The sequence below is a fragment of the Serratia bockelmannii genome, assembly GCF_051803255.1.
GTDB lineage: Bacteria > Pseudomonadota > Gammaproteobacteria > Enterobacterales > Enterobacteriaceae > Serratia > Serratia bockelmannii.
Map to the genome: position 1 here is coordinate 1,573,105 of NZ_CP196512.1, position 17,500 is coordinate 1,590,604.

Here is a 17,500-nt window from a genome sequence, read left to right on the forward strand (position 1 = left end):
AGGCGGCATGATTAAGCATTGGCGGCGCAACGCCGCACTGAAGGCGATGCCGCTTATCGACCCCAACGCGGTACGCACGCCGTGGGGCGAGTTTTGGCGGCGTTTTCGCCGCCAGCGGGCGGCGCTGGTCGCCGGCCTGTTGGTGCTGCTGCTGATTGCGGCGGCGCTGCTGGCGCCTTATCTGGCGCCGTTCGATGCGGAAAACTATTTCGATTACGACCGGCTGAACGAAGGGCCTTCGCTGATGCACTGGCTGGGGGTGGATTCCCTCGGACGCGATATTTTCAGCCGCATCCTGATGGGCGCGCGCATTTCGCTGGCGGCCGGGGTGTTCTCGGTGCTGGCGGGCGGGGCGATCGGCACCCTGCTGGGGCTGCTGGCCGGTTACTATGAAGGCTGGTGGGATCGCCTCACCATGCGCGTCTGCGACGTGCTGTTCGCGTTTCCCGGCATTTTGCTGGCGATCGGCGTGGTGGCGATCATGGGCAGCGGCATGGCCAACGTGATCGTCGCGGTGGCGATCTTTAGCATTCCGGCCTTCGCCCGCCTGGTGCGCGGCAATACGCTGGTGCTGAAGCACCTGACCTATATCGAGTCGGCGCGCAGCATCGGCGCCTCGGACTGGACCATCATCCTGCGGCACATCCTGCCAGGCACCCTGTCTTCGATCGTGGTCTATTTCACCCTGCGCATCGGCACCTCGATCATCACCGCCGCCAGCCTGTCGTTTTTGGGCCTGGGCGCCCAGCCGCCGACGCCGGAGTGGGGGGCGATGCTCAACGAAGCGCGCGCCGATATGGTGATCGCGCCGCACGTGGCGATCTTCCCCAGCCTGGCGATATTCATCACCGTGCTGGCGTTCAACCTGTTGGGCGACGGATTGCGCGACGCGCTCGATCCCAAATTGAAGGGGTGAGGGCATCGCTGAATTGGCATACCCCTGTTTTACGAGTATAATTGATGAAAATTTGACCCGTGTATATTACAGGGATGAGGTATGGATATGGCAAATAGCAATGTGACGAAAAAGACAGTCAACGTAACCATCGATCGCGATCTTTTCCAGCGCGCAAAATCCCTGGGCGTCAATGTGTCATCCGTATTGACGGACGCATTGAGCGTCCGCGTCAGGGATATTGAGATTCAACAGTGGCGCGAGCAAAATCGCGCGGCGTTAGAAGAACTTAATCGTATCACTGAAGAAAATGGTTTGTTGTCTGATGAATATCGGACATTTTAAATATGCAATTTACCGTATATGACAATACGTATCCGGCATCAGCCTATCCCTACTTACTGGACGTTCAAAGCGATCTTATTGATGTCCTCTCGACCCGGTTAATGATCCCCCTTTATGCTTTGGATAACGTCAGGGTTAAAATTTCTGCACGTTTATGCCCGGAGATTGAGGTCAACGGCGAAAAGTTTCTTGTTATGACGCATGAGATGGCTGCCGTACGTATTTCGCAGATTGGGAAGGCCGTTGGTAATGTCAATGAGCACAGGAATCAAATTAAAGCCGCTATCGATTTTCTGATTGATGGCTTTTGAATAAATCCGGACGGGTTAATAACCGCCCGGATTTTTTTATTAGCGGAACAGGTGCTCGGCGTGGAAGCGCAGGTGATCTTCCACGAAGGTGGCGATGGTGAAGTAGCTGTGATCGTACCCCGGCTGAATGCGCAGCGTCAGCGGCCAGTCGCGCTGGCGCGCCAGCTCGGCCAGCCGCGCCGGCTGCAGCTGATCGGCCAGGAACTGGTCGTCATCGCCCTGGTCGATCAGGACCGGCATTTTTTCCGCGCCGCTGGCCAGCAGATGGCAGCTGTCGTACTGCAGCCACTGGCTCTCGTCGCTGCCCAGATAGGCGGTGAACGCCTTGCGGCCCCACGGCACCTGGCACGGGTTGACGATCGGCGCGAACGCCGATACCGAGCGGAAGCGCTGCGGATTGCGAAATGCCATCATCAGCGCGCCGTGGCCGCCCATCGAGTGGCCGAAGATCGACTGACGATCGCTGACGCTGAAGTGCTGTTCGATCAGCGCCGGCAGTTCGGCGCTGATGTAGTCGTACATGCGGAAGTGGCGATCCCACGGCGCCTGGGTGGCGTTCAGGTAGAACCCGGCGCCCTGGCCCAGATCGTAACCTTCGTCGTTCGGCACCTCGTCACCGCGCGGGCTGGTATCCGGCATCACCAGCACCAGGCCCAGCTCGGCGGCGATGCGCTGCGCGCCGGCTTTCAACGTGAAGTTCTCGTCGTTGCAGGTCAGCCCCGACAGCCAGTACAGCACCGGCGGCGGGTTGTCATCGCGCGGCGGCGGCAGGTAGATGCTGAATGTCATGTTGCAATTCAGGCTCTGCGCCGCGTGGCGATAACGCTGTTGCCAGCCGCCGAACATGCGGTGCTCTTCGAGAAGTTCCAATGACAGCGTCATCTCTGCCTCCTGGCTTATTTGTCGAAGTGGATGACGGAACGGATCGATTTGCCTTCGTGCATCAAATCGAACGCTTCGTTGATCTGCTCCAGCCCCATGGTGTGGGTGATAAAGTCGTTCAGCGCGAATTCGCCGTCCAGATAGCGCTCGACGATGCCCGGCAGCTGCGAACGGCCCTTGACGCCGCCGAATGCCGAGCCGCGCCAGACGCGGCCGGTGACCAGCTGGAACGGCCGGGTCGAGATTTCTTCGCCGGCGCCCGCGACGCCGATGATCACCGATTCACCCCAGCCCTTGTGGCAGCACTCCAACGCGGAACGCATCACGTTGACGTTGCCGATGCACTCGAAGGAGAAGTCGACGCCGCCGTCGGTCAGCTCGACGATCACGTCCTGAATCGGTTTGTCATAGTCTTTCGGGTTGATCAGATCGGTAGCGCCCAGCTTGCGCGCCAGATCGAACTTGCTGGTGTTGATGTCGATGCCGATGATGCGGCCCGCGCCGGCCATCTGCGCGCCGATGATCGCCGACAGGCCGATGCCGCCCAGGCCGAAGATCGCCACGGTGTCGCCCGGCTGCACTTTGGCGGTGTTCATCACCGCACCCATGCCGGTGGTGACGCCACAGCCCAGCAGGCACACTTCTTCCAGCGGCGCTTCCTTGTTGATTTTCGCCAGTGAAATCTCCGGCACCACGGTGTATTCGGAGAAGGTGGAAGTGCCCATGTAGTGGAAGATCGGCTTGCCGTCCTTGAAGAAGCGGGGGGTGCCGTCCGGCATCAGGCCTTTACCCTGGGTGGCGCGGATCGCCTGGCACAGGTTGGTCTTGCCGGATTTACAGAATTTGCACTCGCCGCACTCCGGGGTGTAGAGCGGGATCACGTGATCGCCGACCGCCACGCTGGTGACGCCTTCACCGACCGCTTCCACCACGCCGCCGCCCTCGTGGCCGAGGATCGCCGGGAACACGCCTTCCGGATCTTTGCCGGACAGGGTGTAGGCGTCGGTGTGACAAACGCCGGTGGCGACGATCCGCACCAGTACTTCGCCTTTTTGCGGTGGCATCAGCTCGACTTCTTCGATCTTCAGCGGCTGGTTCGGGCCCCAGGCAACGGCGGCGCGGGTTTTGATCATCTCCATCATAGTCTCCTCAGTGGTTTTCTTTTTAAATCAGGCGATATCGAAAACGTCTGATAAATCGTTGGGGGTGCTTTCATCAACAGCGGCGGTTTCCGTCTGTTCAATAATCAACTCTTTCAGCGCGCGCACGTTCGGCCCGAACGCGTCGCGGCGCCACAGCAGCCAGGTGGCGGTGTCGGCCACGTCCGGCGGCAGGGTGTGAACTCGAACCCGCTCATGGCCCGGCAGCAGGCTGAGCACCGAATGCGGGATCATCGCCAGCCCGGCGCCGCTGGCGACGCAGGCCAGCATGGCGTGATAGGACTGGATCTCCATGATCTGCCCCGGCCGCGCGCCTTCGCGCTTGAACCAGGCCTCCAGCCGCAGGCGGTAGGAGCAGCTGGCGCGAAAGGCGAACAGCGTTTCGCCGTTGACGTCTTTGGCGCTGTGGATCGGCGCGTGATCGAGACAGGAGATCACTACCATATGTTCAGGATAGGCGATGCAGCCGTTCAGCTCGTCATAGGACACTGGGCCGTCGACCAGCGCCGCCGCCAGCGTGCCGGCGCGCACCCGATCGGCGATTTCGCCGGAGGTGCCGGTGGTCAGCGACAGCGAAACCTGCGAGAAACGCTGGTGGTAAGCCGCCAGCAGCGAGGGCAGGCGGGTGGCGGCGGTGCTCTCCATCGAGCCGAGGGCGAAGTTGCCCGCCGGTTCGCCGGCGTGGGTGATGCTCATCGCCTCGTCGCTGAGCGCCAGGATGCGGTTGGCGTAGCACAGAAAGTTATGGCCCATCGGCGACAGGCGCAGGCGCTGTTTTTCGCGGATAAACAGATCGGCGCCCAGCTCCTGCTCAAGCTGGCGCAGCCGGGTGGTCAGGTTCGACGGCACGCGGTGCAGCTGCTCGGCGGCGCGGGCGACCGAGCCGGTTTCCGCTACGCAGCAGAACATGCGAAGCTGGGTCAGATCCATAATATTCTCGTTTCGTGATGAACTTGATTAGTATTATTCAGTTTTTGTGAGTTTAATACTGCGGCATGATACTGGCAACTTTCTTTTAACCTTTTGGATACCGGTATGGCTTTACGTATTGCCTTGAGCGGTTTTGCCGCGCTGATCGTCGCGATGGGCATTGGCCGCTTCGCTTTCACCCCGCAGGTGCCGCTGATGATCGCGGAACATCAGTTCAGCCTCACCGGCGCCGGGCTGGTGGCGGCGATCAACTATTTGGGCTACCTGTGCGGCGCCTACGACGCGATGCGCGCCACGCGCCACGTCGAGCGGCGCCTGTGGCTGGGCGTATGGGGCGCGATGGCGCTGACGCTGCTGTCGGCGCTGGCGCAGGATGCATGGACGCACGGCGCGCTGCGCTTCGTCATCGGCTGGGCCAGCGGCTGGGCGATGGTGCTGGTGGCGGCCTGGACCAACGAGCGGTTGGCGCACTACGGCCGGCCGGCGCTGAGCGCGGCGGTATTCGCCGGGCCGGGCGCCGGCATCTTCCTTAGCGGCATGCTGGCGGTGGGCATCAACGCGCTGGGGCTGACGGCGGCGCAGGCCTGGCTGGTGTATGGCGGGCTGGCGCTGGTGCTGGTCGGGGGGATTAGCGCCTTTCTGCCGCGCAGCGGCGAGCTGCATCGCCAGGACGTGGCCCCGGAGCCGCTGCTGCTGACGCCGGCGCTCAAACGCCTGGTGTGGAGCTATAGCCTGGCCGGCTTCGGCTACATCCTGCCGGCGACCTTTTTGTCGCAGATGGCGGCGGCGCGCTTTCCCGCCAGCCTGTTCGCGCAGTTTGTCTGGCCGGTGTTCGGCGGTGCGGCGGTGCTGGGGATTGTCATCGGCATTCTGACCCGCCATCGGCTAACTACCCAGACCCGGTTGGCGATCACGCTGTGGATACAGGCGTTGGGCGTGCTGAGCGCCGAAGCGGTGCCGGGCGTGGCCGGCCTGGCGCTCGGGGCGGTGCTGACCGGCGGCGGCTTCCTCTGCGTGGTGCAGCTCGCCCTTCAGCACGGCCGTGAACTGGCGCCGCGCCATGCGCGCTACATGGCTGGATTGCTGACCACCGGTTATGCGATCGGCCAACTGGTCGGGCCGATGCTGTCGGCGCTGTCGACCGCCATGACTCATCGGCTGGAGCCGGCGCTGTACGTGGCGGTGGCGGCGCTGTTGGTGGCCGGTGCGCTGGTAGTGAATACCCCGGCGCGGCGGTTGGCGCAAAAAACGGCGATGCGCTGATTAAAATCCATACAAAAAAAGCGGGATCCCGCAGCCGGCCTGATTGTGCTAAATGCGAATATTTCACCTGCGGATGAAGCACAATCACTGGATAATCGCCGCGCTCTCATCTACAGTGGGGCAAAATCTTGACCGGGTTCACGTTATCCATCACGAAAACTCTGCCGTCACGAGAGCAAGCAATTCGCCGGCCGCACGCCCTACCAGGCCGCCGGCGGGTTCCGTCCGCAGGAGAACAAATACATGACATCATTAAGTAAAGAAGCCGCGCTGGTGCATGCGGCACTGGAAGAGCGTGGTCTGGAGACACCGCTGCGCGGGGAAGTGCTGGATCGCGAAACGCGCAAGCGTCGTATCAAAGAGCACATGACTGAAATCATGCAGCTGCTGAATCTCGATCTGTCTGACGACAGCCTGGCGGAAACGCCGCATCGCATCGCCAAAATGTATGTCGACGAGATCTTCTCCGGGCTGGACTACGCCAACTTCCCGAAAATCACCGTCATCGAGAACAAGATGAAAGTGGATGAGATGGTGACGGTGCGCGATATCACGCTGACCAGCACCTGCGAGCACCACTTCGTCACCATCGACGGCAAGGCTACCGTGGCCTATATCCCGAAAGACTCGGTGATCGGTCTGTCGAAGATCAACCGCATCGTGCAGTTCTTCTCCCAGCGTCCGCAGGTGCAAGAGCGTCTGACCCAGCAGATCCTGGTCGCGCTGCAGACCCTGCTCGGTACCAATAACGTGGCGGTATCGATCGACGCGGTCCATTATTGTGTCAAGGCGCGCGGCATTCGCGACGCGACCAGCGCCACCACCACCACCTCGTTGGGGGGGCTGTTCAAGTCCAGCCAGAATACCCGCCAGGAGTTCCTGCGCGCGGTGCGTCATCACCAGGGGTGATGGCGTTGCGGGGCGACTCGCAATAGCATAACAGGCGCCTGCGGGCGCCTTTTTCATGAGCGGAAGACAGCGATAAAAAATGAACAGTCATCCTCTGCCGCGCATCGCTACGCTGGACTGCGTGCGCGGCATCGCCATCCTCGGCATCTTATTGCTGAACATCAGCGCCTTCGGCTTGCCGAAGGCCGCCTATCTCAACCCGGCCTATTTGGGGATGCCGTCGTCGCGCGATGCCTGGACCTGGGCGCTGCTGGATCTCTTCGCCCAGGCCAAGTTCCTGGCGATGTTCGCGCTGTTGTTCGGCGCCGGGTTGCACATGCTGCTGCGGCGCGGCAAAAGCTGGATCCGCGCGCGGCTGTCGTGGTTGGTGCTGTTCGGCCTCGCGCACGCCATCTTCCTGTGGGACGGCGATATTCTGCTGGCCTACGGGCTGATCGGCCTGGTGTGCTGGCGCATGATCCGCGAGGCCAAAGAAACTTTCCAGCTGCTGAAAACCGGCGTGGTGCTCTACCTGATCGGCGTGGCGGTGCTGCTGCTGCTCGGTTTTATCTCGCACGGTGAACCGGGCAGCTTCTGGCAGCCGGGCGTGGCGGAGTTGCAGTACGAGAAGTTCTGGAAGCTGCAGGGCGGTTTCGAAGCCTGGCGCAGCCGCGCTGATCTGCTCTCGTCCAGCCTGCTGGCCATCGGCGCGCAGTATGGCTGGGAGCTGGCGGGGCTGATGCTATTCGGCGCCGGGCTGATGCGCAGCGGCTGGCTGCGCGGCAGCTACTCATCCGGCTATTACCTGAGGCAGGCGGCGTGGCTGCTGCCGCTTTCGGTGCTGATCCAGCTGCCGGCGGTGGCGCTGCAATGGCAGGTGCAGTGGGACTATCGCTGGAGCGGTTTCCTGCTGCAGGTGCCGCGTGAGCTGGGCGCCCCGCTGCAGGCGATGGGCTATCTGGCGCTGTGTTACGGTTTCTGGCCCGCACTGTCGCGCCTGCGCATCGCCCACTGGCTGAGCCAGGTGGGGCGCATGGCGCTGAGCAACTACCTGCTGCAAACGCTGATCTGTACCACGTTGTTTTATCGCTTCGGTCTCTATGAGCAGTTCGAGCGGCTGCAGCTGTTGGCGTTCGTGCCGCTGGTCTGGCTGGCCAACCTGGCGTTTTCCGTACTGTGGCTGCGTTACTTCGAGCAAGGGCCGATGGAGTGGCTGTGGCGCAAGCTGACGCAGCTGGCCGCCGGCGAAGCGGAGCCCAAAACGCTGAAGTGAGTGCCCATCGGCAGGTTAAAAAAATGTATGTAAACGTTTTCTTTCCTGTGACGTAATTCACGCGAGCAGCGGGCCAATCGGGGTAGGATAGCGCCACCGGCCACTACCCCGATTTCAGGATCCCGCATGCTTCCAGTTCATCCGATCACCATTCGCGACGTGGCGAAACGCGCCGGGGTCTCCGTGGCGACCGTCTCCCGCGTGTTGAACCACAGCGCGCTGACCAGCAAGGAGACGCGCGAGCAGGTGCTGCAGGCGGTGGCGGATCTGGGCTATCGCCCCAACGCCAATGCGCAGGCGCTGGCGACCCAAAGCAGCGATACCCTGGGCGTGGTGGTGATGGACGTCTCCGATCCGTTCTTCGGCGCGCTGGTGAAAGCGGTTGACACGGTGGCGCAGAAACACCACAAATACCTGCTGATCGGCAACAGCTATCATCAGGCGGACAAAGAGCGCCATGCGATCGAAGTGCTGATCCGTCAGCGCTGTAATGCCCTGATTGTTCACGCCAAAGCCCTGAGCGACGCCGAGCTGATCGGCTTTCTGGAGCAGGTGCCGGGCATGGTGCTGATCAATCGGATTATCCCCGGCTATGAGCCACGCTGCGTCGGGCTGGATAACGTCTGCGGCGCGGAAATGGCAATGCGTCTTTTGCTGTCGCAGGGCCATCGGCGCATCGGCTACCTGGGCTCCAATCACCCGATAGAAGACGGGCCGCTGCGCCAGCGGGGCTATGCGCAGGCGATGGCCGCCGCCGGGCTGGCCACGCCGGACAACTGGCGCGCGTACGGTTCGCCGGATCTGCAGGGCGGCGAGGCGGCGATGGTGGAACTGCTGGGGCGTAATCTACAGCTGAGCGCGGTGTTCGCTTACAACGACGCCATGGCCGCCGGCGCCATGGCGGTGCTGAAAGAAAACGGTATCACGGTACCGCAGCATTTCTCGCTGATCGGCTTCGACGACATTCCCATCGCGCGTTACACCAGCCCCAAACTCACCACGGTGCGTTACCCGATCGTTTCGATGGCCACGCTGGCCACCGAGCTAGCATTGCAGGGCGCAGCAGGCCTGGCGGAGCCGCAGGCCGCTCATCTGTTCATGCCGACGCTGGTGCGGCGCCATTCTGTCGCCCCCTGGCAAAGTGAGGCGACGGTCACTCTCTGACGATTTAATCCTGTGTAACCGTTTTCAATCTGTGAGAAAATTCACAGAATATTAACATCACGCCGTCTATGCTCTAGGCGTTTTCCGGCGCAAAGGCCCTTGCCGCTGCAACCTTTATCTCGCGCTGACACAGCATTTCTCGGAAATAACAAGATCCACGGACGACAGGTGTTGAGTGGAAATCGCCTGGCCTGGGGTGTGCGCACTGCCGGTGACCATTGGCTCAAAGACGAGTAATACCCTACACAGAACCGGAGACTGACAATGAATAAGAAGGTTTTCACCCTGGCCGCCATGGCCGCAGCCATGATGTTTGGCGCCGCAGCCCATGCTGATACCCGTATTGGCGTCACGATTTACAAATACGACGACAACTTCATGTCGGTGGTGCGCAAGGCGATCGAGAAAGATGCCAAGGCTTCGCCGGACGTCACTCTGCTGATGAATGACTCGCAGAACGACCAGTCCAAACAGAACGATCAGATCGACGTGCTGCTGGCCAAGGGCGTGAAAGCGCTGGCGATCAACCTGGTCGACCCGGCCGCGGCACCGGTGGTTATCGATAAGGCGCGCGCAAACGATATCCCGGTGGTGTTCTACAACAAAGAACCTTCCCGCAAGGCGTTGGACAGCTATGACAAGGCATATTACGTCGGCACCGACTCCAAAGAGTCCGGCGTGATCCAGGGCGAGCTGATCGCCAAACACTGGCAAGCCAACCCGGCCTGGGATCTGAACAAAGACGGCCAGATCCAGTTCGTGCTGCTGAAGGGTGAACCGGGCCACCCGGATGCCGAAGCGCGCACTACCTACGTGGTGAAGACGCTGAACGAAAAAGGCATCAAGACCCAGCAGCTGCAGATGGATACCGCGATGTGGGATACCGCGCAGGCGAAAGACAAGATGGACGCCTGGCTCTCCGGCCCGAATGCCAACAAGATTGAAGTGGTGATCGCCAACAACGACGCCATGGCGATGGGCGCGGTGGAAGCGCTGAAAGCGCACAACAAGACCAGTATCCCGGTGTTCGGCGTCGATGCGCTGCCTGAAGCGCTGTCGCTGGTGAAATCCGGCGCGATGGCGGGCACGGTGCTGAACGACGCCGACAACCAGGCGAAAGCCACCTTCGAGCTCGCGAAAAACCTGGCGGCAGGCAAACCGGCCACCGAAGGCACCCAATATAAAGTCGAAAATAAAGTCGTGCGTATCCCTTACGTCGGCGTAGATAAAGACAACCTGTCTCAGTTCGTTAAATAAGAATTGAGATCCCGCTAAGACCCCGCCTGCGGCGCCAACACCAGGGATACCGCCGGCGGGGATGTTTACGACTGCAAGATCGTTAAGCCAGGTGTATTTATGGCCGATAGCTCACGCGAATTTTTGCTGGAAATGACGGATATCTGTAAGTCATTTCCCGGCGTCAAAGCTTTGGACAATGTCAATTTACGCGTCCGTCCGCACTCGATTCACGCCCTGATGGGGGAGAACGGGGCGGGGAAATCGACGTTGCTGAAATGCCTGTTCGGCATTTATAAAAAAGACAGCGGCAGCATTGTGTTTCAGGGCAGGGAAATCGATTTCAAGAGCTCGAAGGAAGCGTTGGAACACGGCGTTTCGATGGTGCATCAGGAGCTGAACCTGGTGCTGCAACGCACCGTGATGGACAACATGTGGCTGGGGCGCTATCCGACCAAAGGCCTGTTCGTCGATCAGGACAAGATGTTCAAAGACACCCAGGCGATCTTTGACGAGCTGGATATCGACATCAACCCGCGCGAAAAGGTGGGCAACCTGTCGGTGTCGCAGATGCAGATGATCGAGATCGCCAAGGCGTTTTCCTACGACGCCAAGATCGTCATCATGGATGAACCGACCTCTTCGCTGACGGAGAAAGAGGTCAATCATCTGTTCACCATCATCCGCAAGCTGAAAGAACGCGGCTGCGGCATCGTCTATATCTCGCACAAGATGGAAGAGATCTTCCAGCTGTGCGACGAGATAACGGTGCTGCGCGACGGCCAGTGGATCGCCACCCAGCCGCTGGAAGGGCTGGATATGGACAAGATCATCGCCATGATGGTCGGCCGCTCGCTGAGCCAGCGCTTCCCAGACAGGCAGAACACGCCGGGTGAGGTGATCCTTGAGGTGAAGAACCTGACATCGCTGCGCCAGCCTTCGATCCGCGATGTTTCCTTCGATCTGCACCAGGGCGAGATCCTCGGCATCGCCGGGCTGGTGGGCGCCAAGCGCACCGACATCGTCGAGACGCTGTTCGGCATTCGTGAAAAGGTGGCGGGCACTATAAAGCTGCACGGCAAGGCGATCGACAACCACAGTGCCAACGAAGCGATCAACCACGGGTTTGCGTTGGTGACCGAAGAGCGCCGATCCACCGGGATTTACGCTTACCTCGATGTGGGTTTCAACTCGTTGATCTCCAATATCCGCAATTATAAAAACAAGCTCGGCCTGCTGGATAACGCGCGGATGAAGAGCGACACCCAGTGGGTGATCGACGCCATGCGGGTGAAAACGCCGGGGCATCACACCCATATCGGCTCGCTGTCCGGCGGCAACCAGCAGAAGGTGATCATCGGCCGCTGGCTGCTGACGCAGCCGGAGATCCTGATGCTGGATGAACCGACGCGCGGCATCGACGTGGGCGCCAAGTTCGAGATTTATCAGCTGATGACCGAACTGGCGAAGAAGGGCAAGGGGATCATTATCGTCTCGTCCGAAATGCCGGAGCTTTTGGGGATCACCGACCGTATTTTGGTGATGAGCAATGGTCAGGTTGCGGGCATCGTTAACACCAAACAGACCTCGCAAAATGAAATCTTACGTCTCGCCTCCCTGCACCTTTAAGGATCGGAATTATGAACGCGCTAAATAAAAAAACCTTATTTACCTATTTCAAGGAAGGCGGCATTTACGTGGTGTTGCTGGTGCTGTTGGCCATCATCATCATTCAGGATCCTACCTTCCTTAGCCTGATGAACCTGAGCAACATCCTGACGCAGTCTTCGGTGCGCATCATCATCGCGCTGGGCGTGGCGGGATTGATCGTGACTCAGGGCACCGACCTGTCCGCCGGGCGGCAGGTGGGGCTGGCGGCGGTGGTGGCGGCCACGCTGCTGCAGTCGATGGATAACGTCAACAAGGTATTCCCGCACATGGAAACCTGGTCGATTCCCCTGGTCATCTTGCTGGTGTGTGCGGTCGGCGCGGTGATCGGCCTGGTTAACGGCCTGATTATCGCCTATCTCAACGTGACGCCGTTCATCACCACCTTAGGCACCATGATCATCGTCTACGGCATCAACTCGCTGTATTACGATTCGGTCGGCGCGTCGCCGGTCGCGGGTTTCGATCCGAAGTTTTCCACCTTTGCCCAGGGCTTCTTGCGCTTCGGCGACTTTAAGCTGTCGTACATTACTTTTTACGCGCTGATCGCCATCATATTCGTCTGGATCCTGTGGACCAAGACCCGCTTCGGCAAGAACATCTTCGCCATCGGCGGCAACCCGGAAGCGGCTAAGGTGTCCGGCGTCAACGTGCCGTTGAACCTGATCATGATCTATGCGCTGTCCGGCGTGTTCTACGCCTTCGGCGGCTTGCTGGAAGCGGGGCGCATCGGCAGCGCCACCAATAACCTCGGCTTTATGTATGAGCTGGATGCCATCGCCGCCTGCGTGGTGGGGGGCGTCTCATTTGCCGGCGGGGTGGGTACGGTGTGGGGCGTGGTGACCGGGGTGATCATCTTTACCGTCATCAACTACGGCCTGACCTATATCGGCATCAACCCGTACTGGCAGTACATCATCAAGGGCAGCATCATCATCTTCGCCGTGGCGTTGGACTCGTTGAAATACGCCAAGAAGAAGTAGAGCTACCGCAGCACAGACAACAAGGCCGGCCTATTGCCGGCCTTGTTGCATTCTAGGAGGCAGGGCGCAGCAAAACAGTAAGGCATTATTTGGCAATGGCTGGCTGGGTTGTTTCGGGTAAGGGAATTGCCCGATCTTGAGGTTGGGTTGGTTACAGCGTGACACAGTTTTCGGGCTACCCACATGACATGAAGCCAGTAAACTGCTTTTATCTACCGTTCTCAGGGAGCAAACTATGCCTGTATTTACCATTACGCTGAAAAGTCGTAATACGCTTGATAAGAAAAGAATTTCATCAGCTATTCACGCGGCGGTAGTAAAAACCGGCTATCCTGCGAACGATCAATTCCAGCGCTTTATCCGTCTTGGGGAAGACGATTTATATGTGGACCCCACTTATCCCGATCTGGAATCCCCCCGCAGCGCTAACTTCGTGTTGATTGAAGCCATGCTTTCCTCTGGTTCCCCTGATGCCCGCAAACAATTGCTCTTGCAATCACTGGTACAGGAACTCGCCCTGATTGGACTGGACAGCAATGATCTGATGGTCCTTTTCATTGAACTGGATCGTTTGAACAGTTCATTCGGCGGCGGCAGAAGGGCATCGCCGCTTTCTATGTCGCAATAAGCTGTCAACGTACGTAGAGAGTGCTTTACGCAAATCATCCGGTATTCGTTAACACTGCGTATTTCTCGGATAATACGCCCTTTTAGCGTATTGCTGGGGACGCGTGTAAAACCCTCTGCCGGATGATTAAGGCTGTTTGGCTTTTTGCTTCTCTTCTTTCAGCTTGTGCTCCAGTTCCACCAACTGTTCCGGTGACACGGCGGGATAACCCTGGGCGTCTTCCGGCACGGTGTGCATGGCGGAGATCGGGATCAGCGGGCCGAGGAAGCGCGGCTCGCGCTTGAGGATGTACAGATCGGTCAGCGCGCCCAGGCGAGCGAAGATCTCGCGGGCGCGCACCGTCATCATGTCCTTCGGCGACGGCACCGCGTAGCACTGCGCCTGAATGCCCATGTGCAAGGCGATGAACAGCGCGCGCTCGCAGTGGAAACGCTGGGTGATGATGATGAAATCGTTGGTGTCGAACACTTTGCGGGTGCGCACGATGGAGTCTAGAGTGCGGAAGCCGGCGTAGTCCAGCACGATATCGCTCGGCGCCACGCCGGCGGCGATCAGATCGCGACGCATGGTCATCGGTTCGTTGTAGCTTTGCTGGGCATTGTCGCCGCTCAGCAGCAGGTATTTCACCTTGCCGCTGTTATAGGCGTTGATCGCCCCTTGAATGCGGTAACGGTAGTACTGGTTGATCACCCCGGTGCGGTAATACTTGGCCGTGCCGAGCACCACGCCAACCTGGCGGTGCGGCAGCTCCTGCAGTTCGTCGTAGACGTAAGGCGCGGTTTTCCAGCTGATCCAGCGATCGAGCGCAATAGCCGAACCCATCAACACCGCAATGATGATGAACAGGCTGATGATCAGGCGTTTCCACATGTTGTTGCCTTACGCGCGCCGGGCTGAAAAAGATGGATCAAGGCTACTTTACCTGACCGATCGACGCAAGACGCGAACCGCCTGAAGCACGCGCAACGCCGCATTTTTCGGCGGTTTTGCCGCACAAAAAAGCCCGGCGGAGCCGGGCTGGGTCATTTCAGCGCGTCAATCAGAACGAAGTGCGCTTGTAGCTGCGGTACTGCGGCCGCCAGAAGTTGTGCTCGATGGCTTTCGACAGCGCGTCTTCGGAGGTAACGATCGCCACACCCTGCAGCTGCGCCGCTTTACCCACTTCCATGGCGATGCACTTCGACACGCCCTGAATATCGTCGATATTCGGCAGCAGTGCGCCGTGGCCGTCGGTGGCCAGCGGCGAACAGTCCGCCAGCGCGCGGCTGGCGGCCATCAGCATAGCGTCGGTGACGCGGGTGGCGCCGGAGGCCAGCACGCCGAGGCCAATCCCCGGGAAGATGTAGGAGTTATTGCACTGGGCGATCGGGTACAGCTGCTCTTTATAGCTCACCGGTGCGAACGGGCTGCCGGTCGCGACCAGGGCGGCGCCGTCGGTCCAGTTGATGATGTCTTCTGGGCGGGCTTCCACGCGCGAGGTCGGGTTGGACAGCGGCATCACGATAGGGCGTTCGCAGTGTTTGTGCATTTCGCGGATCAGCTCTTCGGTAAACAGCCCCGGCTGGCCGGAAACGCCGATCAGAATGGTCGGCTTGGCGTTGCGCACCACGTCCAGCAGCGAGATGGCGTCGCTGGCGGTTTCCCAACCGGTCAGGTTGTCGCTCTTCTGTACCAGCTTGCTCTGGAAATCGAGCAGGTTCGGCAGTTTGTCGGTCAGCAGGCCGAAGCGGTCGACCATGAATACGCGGGCGCGCGCTTCGTCTTCGCTCAACCCTTCGGACTTCATCTGCGCGATGATCTGCTCGGCGATGCCACAGCCGGCGGAACCGGCACCGAGGAAGGTGACGGTCTGATCGCGCAGCTGGCTGCCGGCGGCGCGGCTGGCGGCGATCAGGCTGCCGAGGGTCACCGCGGCAGTGCCCTGAATGTCATCGTTGAAGCAGCAGATCTCGTCGCGATAGCGGTTCAACAACGGGGTGGCGTTGTTCTGTGCGAAGTCTTCGAACTGCAGCAGTACGTTCGGCCAGCGGCGTTTGACCGCCTGAATAAACTCTTCGACGAAGGCGTGGTACTCCTCGCCGGAGATGCGCGGATGGCGCCAGCCCATGTACAGCGGATCGTTGAGGCGCTGCGGGTTGTTGGTGCCGACGTCCAGCACCACCGGCAGGGTATAGGCCGGGCTGATGCCGCCGCAGGCGGTATACAGCGACAGCTTGCCGATGGGAATGCCCATGCCGCCGATGCCCTGGTCGCCCAGGCCGAGGATACGCTCGCCGTCGGTGACCACGATCACCTTGACGTTCTGCTTGGTGGCGTTTTGCAGCATGTCATCGATGCGATCGCGGTTCGGGTAGGAGATGAACAGCCCGCGCGCGCGGCGATAGATATCGGAGAAGTGTTCGCAGGCCTCGCCGACGGTCGGGGTGTAAATGATCGGCATCATCTCGCTCAGGTGCGAGTCCAGCAGGCGGTAGAACAGGGTTTCGTTGGTGTCCTGGATGTTGCGCAGGTAGATGTGCTTGTCGTTATCGTTCTTGAAATCCTGATACTGACGGTAGGCGCGTTCCACCTGTTCTTCGATGGTTTCCACCGCCTCCGGCAGCAGGCCGTGCAGGTTGAAGTGGCTACGTTCTTCCTCGGTGAAAGCGCTGCCTTTGTTCAGCAGCGGAAATTCCAGCAGAATCGGGCCGGCGTAAGGGATATAGAGCGGGCGTTTGCTTTCGTATTCTAGTTCCATCAGTTTTACTCTTCACGTATCAGATAACTTTATTGCCGACGATCCTAAGAGATAAAGAGAAGATGTACAGCATTTGTTGCCAGATGATGAACCAGGTTGGCGTAATTATCGACAATCAAATGATTTTTTAACTAAAGAAAGTGTTTCTTGCGGCGTCGGGGCATTGTATTTGGCGGGCGGGGCTGTTAACGGCGGAACCGGATGGCCCCGCCGCGGTGCGCTTAGAAAGTGGCGCGGCTGACGTTCTGGCAGCCCAGCGCTGCCAGAGTGGCGCGGGTGGCGTCCCACTGGCTGAGGATCGCCTCCTGCGGCTCGACCAGTACGGCGCGGCGAATGTTCAGGCAATCGCCGCCGGAGAGGTTCAGCAGGATCAGCGCGGCCTGCAGCGGCGGCAGACTTGGGTTGAAGGCGGCGTTTTCCGCATAACGGCCGGCATAGAGGATGCCGTCTGCCGTTTCCAGCGCTACGCCGCTGTGGGCGTTGCTGTACGGTGCGTGACTCTGATTGGCCGCCGCCAGTGCCGCCTGTGTCAGTGCGTCGTCCAGCGCCAGCTGGTGACCGTGATCGACCTTGTCCATCAGCAGCGAAGCGATATCCAGATCTTTCGGGCCGAAGGCGTCCGGCAGATAGTCCGCCAGCGTAGCCGGCGCGCGGCCCGGCAGACGGATCTGCAGTTCGCCGCCGCTGTTCAGCTCATTCATAAACTGGCGGCAATGACCGCACGGCGTGTAATTGACGGTGACCGAGGCCAGCGCCGATTCACCGCGCAGCCAGGCATGGGTAACCGCGCACTGTTCCGCATGCACGGTTTGCTGCAGCGGTGCGCCGCTGAATTCCATATTGGCGCCGAAATAGAGGTTGCCACTTTGCCCGCGCGCGATGGCGCCGACGTGGAAATGCGATATCGGGGTTAACGAGCAGGCCGCCGCCAGCGGCAGCAGCGCGAATGCCAGCGCATCATCGTCCAGCCCGCAACCTGTGCGGATCGCCGCCGCTTGCTCGGCCGTGAACATCGCCGGAAAGTCAGGCGCGTCCAGATAGGGCCGCAGGGCGGATTGCAGTGTCGCGGGCAGTGCGCTGAAAGCGGTGTGAAAACGCGGATGCATAGAAGGTCTCTCTACGAGTTAACGGGGTAAC

At 60.1% G+C, this 17,500-nt stretch carries 17 protein-coding genes; 11 read left to right on the forward strand and 6 right to left on the reverse strand.

Going from position 1 to position 17,500, the window contains the following annotated elements:
• Positions 1 to 7 precede the first annotated feature (7 nt).
• The 3 genes from gsiD (at position 8) to ACSJLU_RS07620 (ending at position 1,551) form a co-directional block, all read left to right on the forward strand.
• Positions 8 to 916: a glutathione ABC transporter permease GsiD gene (gene gsiD, locus ACSJLU_RS07610; RefSeq protein ID WP_169540348.1), complete on the forward strand. Its 909-nt coding sequence runs from the start codon at positions 8 to 10 to the stop codon at positions 914 to 916.
• A gap of 81 nt (positions 917 to 997) precedes the next feature.
• Complete coding sequence (locus tag ACSJLU_RS07615; protein ID WP_079449478.1) at positions 998 to 1,240, forward strand: type II toxin-antitoxin system CcdA family antitoxin; 243 nt, start codon at positions 998 to 1,000, stop codon at positions 1,238 to 1,240.
• Between the two features lie 2 nt (positions 1,241 to 1,242).
• Entirely contained in the window at positions 1,243 to 1,551 is a 309-nt protein-coding gene (locus tag ACSJLU_RS07620; RefSeq protein ID WP_025302144.1) for a CcdB family protein, read from the forward strand.
• Between the two features lie 39 nt (positions 1,552 to 1,590).
• Here the strand turns inward: ACSJLU_RS07620 and fghA are convergent, their stop codons facing one another.
• The 3 genes from fghA to ptrR are packed head-to-tail and all read right to left on the reverse strand — an operon-like array spanning position 1,591 to position 4,523.
• Positions 1,591 to 2,433 carry an S-formylglutathione hydrolase gene (fghA, locus tag ACSJLU_RS07625; protein WP_015377214.1) on the reverse strand — a complete coding sequence of 281 codons (843 nt, stop codon included), beginning with the start codon at positions 2,431 to 2,433 and terminating at the stop codon, positions 1,591 to 1,593.
• A 14-nt stretch (positions 2,434 to 2,447) separates the two neighbouring features.
• The gene (locus tag ACSJLU_RS07630) at positions 2,448 to 3,572 is read right to left on the reverse strand and encodes an S-(hydroxymethyl)glutathione dehydrogenase/class III alcohol dehydrogenase (protein ID WP_380825898.1); all 1,125 of its coding nucleotides are present in this window, start codon (positions 3,570 to 3,572) and stop codon (positions 2,448 to 2,450) included.
• Between the two features lie 30 nt (positions 3,573 to 3,602).
• Entirely contained in the window at positions 3,603 to 4,523 is a 921-nt protein-coding gene (gene ptrR / locus ACSJLU_RS07635) for a putrescine utilization regulator PtrR (RefSeq protein WP_261464429.1), read from the reverse strand.
• A gap of 105 nt (positions 4,524 to 4,628) precedes the next feature.
• On the opposite strand from ptrR, the gene ACSJLU_RS07640 reads away from it, so the two are divergent.
• The 8 genes from ACSJLU_RS07640 (at position 4,629) to ACSJLU_RS07675 (ending at position 13,626) form a co-directional block, all read left to right on the forward strand.
• A complete protein-coding gene (locus ACSJLU_RS07640) occupies positions 4,629 to 5,786 on the forward strand; it encodes a YbfB/YjiJ family MFS transporter (protein ID WP_025302146.1) in 1,158 nt (385 codons plus the stop codon).
• A 243-nt stretch (positions 5,787 to 6,029) separates the two neighbouring features.
• Entirely contained in the window at positions 6,030 to 6,695 is a 666-nt protein-coding gene (folE, locus tag ACSJLU_RS07645; protein ID WP_004938969.1) for a GTP cyclohydrolase I FolE, read from the forward strand.
• Between the two features lie 79 nt (positions 6,696 to 6,774).
• Positions 6,775 to 7,947 carry a DUF418 domain-containing protein YeiB gene (yeiB, locus tag ACSJLU_RS07650; RefSeq protein WP_342093616.1) on the forward strand — a complete coding sequence of 391 codons (1,173 nt, stop codon included), beginning with the start codon at positions 6,775 to 6,777 and terminating at the stop codon, positions 7,945 to 7,947.
• Positions 7,948 to 8,073: 126 nt separating this feature from the next.
• Complete coding sequence (galS, locus tag ACSJLU_RS07655; RefSeq protein ID WP_049205814.1) at positions 8,074 to 9,111, forward strand: HTH-type transcriptional regulator GalS; 1,038 nt, start codon at positions 8,074 to 8,076, stop codon at positions 9,109 to 9,111.
• A 264-nt stretch (positions 9,112 to 9,375) separates the two neighbouring features.
• The gene (gene mglB, locus ACSJLU_RS07660; protein ID WP_380825903.1) at positions 9,376 to 10,368 is read left to right on the forward strand and encodes a galactose/glucose ABC transporter substrate-binding protein MglB; all 993 of its coding nucleotides are present in this window, start codon (positions 9,376 to 9,378) and stop codon (positions 10,366 to 10,368) included.
• 99 nt (positions 10,369 to 10,467) lie between these two features.
• The gene (gene mglA / locus ACSJLU_RS07665; protein ID WP_004938959.1) at positions 10,468 to 11,976 is read left to right on the forward strand and encodes a galactose/methyl galactoside ABC transporter ATP-binding protein MglA; all 1,509 of its coding nucleotides are present in this window, start codon (positions 10,468 to 10,470) and stop codon (positions 11,974 to 11,976) included.
• An 11-nt stretch (positions 11,977 to 11,987) separates the two neighbouring features.
• Positions 11,988 to 12,998, forward strand: coding sequence for a galactose/methyl galactoside ABC transporter permease MglC (mglC, locus tag ACSJLU_RS07670; protein ID WP_004938953.1), 1,011 nt, complete (start codon positions 11,988 to 11,990; stop codon positions 12,996 to 12,998).
• 235 nt (positions 12,999 to 13,233) lie between these two features.
• Positions 13,234 to 13,626: a tautomerase family protein gene (locus ACSJLU_RS07675; RefSeq protein WP_043142430.1), complete on the forward strand. Its 393-nt coding sequence runs from the start codon at positions 13,234 to 13,236 to the stop codon at positions 13,624 to 13,626.
• A gap of 126 nt (positions 13,627 to 13,752) precedes the next feature.
• On the opposite strand, the gene sanA is transcribed toward ACSJLU_RS07675, so the two are convergent.
• The 3 genes from sanA to cdd all read right to left on the reverse strand — a co-directional run bounded on the left by sanA (position 13,753) and on the right by cdd (position 17,469).
• Positions 13,753 to 14,496 carry an outer membrane permeability protein SanA gene (sanA, locus tag ACSJLU_RS07680; RefSeq protein WP_004938948.1) on the reverse strand — a complete coding sequence of 248 codons (744 nt, stop codon included), beginning with the start codon at positions 14,494 to 14,496 and terminating at the stop codon, positions 13,753 to 13,755.
• Positions 14,497 to 14,665: 169 nt separating this feature from the next.
• The gene (locus tag ACSJLU_RS07685) at positions 14,666 to 16,363 is read right to left on the reverse strand and encodes an NAD-dependent malic enzyme (protein WP_025302151.1); all 1,698 of its coding nucleotides are present in this window, start codon (positions 16,361 to 16,363) and stop codon (positions 14,666 to 14,668) included.
• Between the two features lie 221 nt (positions 16,364 to 16,584).
• Positions 16,585 to 17,469, reverse strand: coding sequence for a cytidine deaminase (gene cdd, locus ACSJLU_RS07690; protein ID WP_043142432.1), 885 nt, complete (start codon positions 17,467 to 17,469; stop codon positions 16,585 to 16,587).
• Between the last annotated feature and the right edge of the window lie 31 nt (positions 17,470 to 17,500).

Coding starts and splice junctions, on each gene's coding strand:
- ACSJLU_RS07615 (WP_079449478.1), top strand. CDS start 998: ATGGATATGGCAAATAGCAATGTGACGAAAAAGACAGTCAACGTAACC.
- folE (WP_004938969.1), top strand. CDS start 6,030: ATGACATCATTAAGTAAAGAAGCCGCGCTGGTGCATGCGGCACTGGAA.
- fghA (WP_015377214.1), bottom strand. CDS start 2,433: ATGACGCTGTCATTGGAACTTCTCGAAGAGCACCGCATGTTCGGCGGC.
- ACSJLU_RS07685 (WP_025302151.1), bottom strand. CDS start 16,363: ATGGAACTAGAATACGAAAGCAAACGCCCGCTCTATATCCCTTACGCC.
- ACSJLU_RS07630 (WP_380825898.1), bottom strand. CDS start 3,572: ATGGAGATGATCAAAACCCGCGCCGCCGTTGCCTGGGGCCCGAACCAG.
- ACSJLU_RS07640 (WP_025302146.1), top strand. CDS start 4,629: ATGGCTTTACGTATTGCCTTGAGCGGTTTTGCCGCGCTGATCGTCGCG.
- mglC (WP_004938953.1), top strand. CDS start 11,988: ATGAACGCGCTAAATAAAAAAACCTTATTTACCTATTTCAAGGAAGGC.
- mglB (WP_380825903.1), top strand. CDS start 9,376: ATGAATAAGAAGGTTTTCACCCTGGCCGCCATGGCCGCAGCCATGATG.
- cdd (WP_043142432.1), bottom strand. CDS start 17,469: ATGCATCCGCGTTTTCACACCGCTTTCAGCGCACTGCCCGCGACACTG.
- sanA (WP_004938948.1), bottom strand. CDS start 14,496: ATGTGGAAACGCCTGATCATCAGCCTGTTCATCATCATTGCGGTGTTG.
- yeiB (WP_342093616.1), top strand. CDS start 6,775: ATGAACAGTCATCCTCTGCCGCGCATCGCTACGCTGGACTGCGTGCGC.
- ACSJLU_RS07675 (WP_043142430.1), top strand. CDS start 13,234: ATGCCTGTATTTACCATTACGCTGAAAAGTCGTAATACGCTTGATAAG.
- mglA (WP_004938959.1), top strand. CDS start 10,468: ATGGCCGATAGCTCACGCGAATTTTTGCTGGAAATGACGGATATCTGT.
- ptrR (WP_261464429.1), bottom strand. CDS start 4,523: ATGGATCTGACCCAGCTTCGCATGTTCTGCTGCGTAGCGGAAACCGGC.
- ACSJLU_RS07620 (WP_025302144.1), top strand. CDS start 1,243: ATGCAATTTACCGTATATGACAATACGTATCCGGCATCAGCCTATCCC.
- gsiD (WP_169540348.1), top strand. CDS start 8: ATGATTAAGCATTGGCGGCGCAACGCCGCACTGAAGGCGATGCCGCTT.
- galS (WP_049205814.1), top strand. CDS start 8,074: ATGCTTCCAGTTCATCCGATCACCATTCGCGACGTGGCGAAACGCGCC.